Genomic DNA, 1,569 nt, shown 5'->3' with positions numbered 1-1,569 from the left:
CAGGCGTACTTCGTGGGTAAGTCCGAAAGCTGGTATGTGCCTATTCCGCAATCGGTGCGTGCGTGGCTGGAGAAGTTTCGCGCGTTTTTAGGCGAGTTATTCGAGTCGGCGCGGCACTTGATGCGTTTGGATGCGGAGGGGAAGCTAGACGCTGGGTTTAAGCAGACCTTGGCCGAAGCGGTGGGCCTAGATATGGCAACGGTCGCGGCCCTACGCCAAGAGGGCTGGGCCGGGGGCGACGAAGTGCGCGCAATCGCAGGCGGTCGGGCCAGCGGTATCGGCGACTTGGAGGGCGTGATGTTCTCGCAAACGCGCGAAGGGGCCGAGGGGAATCCTGACCACGTCGGCGATTCTTCGACTTTCGAGCTGCGCGCCTTTCATGGGCGGCGTTACGAGCAGGCCAAGGGCGCGGGGCAAACCGAGCTTACGGCGCATCAGTGGGAGCAGGTGCACACGCCGGAGTTTAAATCGTGGTTTGGCGACTGGCAGCGGCTGCGAGCCGAAGAGCGCCTTGATGCAATGGAGCCGGTGGAGCTAGCACTTGAAGAGAAGTATAAGGGTGCAAGCGTTGTCGAACTGCGCGCGGCGGTGCTTGCACACTTGCGCGATTTGGCGAAGCACGGCGCAAAGGCCAATCATCCCGAACTGGGTGAGGTGGGTTTTGCAACGAGTAGAATCAGGAAGGTTATTAGCACGAGTGCCGCGCCTGAGAAACTGCATGCCACACTGGACATTATTCGCGTTTTGGAGTCCGCCCATTTGGTCGAGTCTGTGGATAGTTATAAGCCCAAAGAGACGCAGGAGGGCACGCTTTACCATACACTCGCCGCCAAGGTTAAGGCATTTGATCGGGAGTTTGTAGCGGTAGTAACCGTTAGGGAGCTAAAGGACGGCCTAAAATTCTACAATACTATCGCTGTTGAAGCGGTAAAAAAAGAAGCAGCCTCAAGGACATATCCGCGTGCTTCAGAGTCTTTAGACTCCGACTCAACATCGGCTCTTCATGAGGCTGCGGGGCGGAGTAAGCTATCGCAGTTGCAGCGTGTCAAGTCCGAAAGCGTGAGTAAGGTGCTCAACCCGCGCACGGGCGAGCCCTTGGTGGTGTATCACTCGACGGGGGAGAAGTTCAGCATCTTTGATATTACCAAGTCGCGCAGTTGGGCTGGACAGCCAGACTACGACTTACCGGGGTTCTACTTTACTGACGATGCGGGGCAGTCGGGCGACTATGGGCCGCGCCGTATCGCCGCTTACTTGTCGATGCAGCGGCCCTTTACGGGCAATGTGCTTAGCTACAAAACCGAACATGGGCTTGAGACTTGGCGCGAGACTTACGAGGCACTGCGCAAGGACGGCTTCGACGGAGTAATCGACTGGGACACCGCCGCAGAATCAGGCGTTCGCGAGTTCATTGCGTTCTCCCCTGAGCAAATTAAGAGCGCGACGGGCAACCGAGGGAGTTTCGATGCGCAAAATCCAGACACGACCCGCCAGCTTCGGCCTGTGAATCGTCCGACTGCGGAGCAGCAGAAGGCGGCGTTAAAGCAACAGGTGTTTGAGGCGAGCGGT

General features: G+C 57.9%; 1 protein-coding gene. It reads left to right on the top strand.

All coding sequences use genetic code 11. The features are described 5' to 3' along the window. Positions 1-1,569 (top strand): ADP-ribosyltransferase-containing protein (locus AXK12_RS07260; protein ID WP_197457020.1); only part of this gene is annotated, 1,569 nt, incomplete at both ends.

Origin of the sequence: Cephaloticoccus capnophilus, assembly GCF_001580045.1 — a bacterium.
In the GTDB taxonomy this organism is placed as follows: Bacteria; Verrucomicrobiota; Verrucomicrobiia; order Opitutales; family Opitutaceae; genus Cephaloticoccus; species Cephaloticoccus capnophilus.
This window is presented reverse-complemented; position numbering and strand designations above follow the sequence as displayed.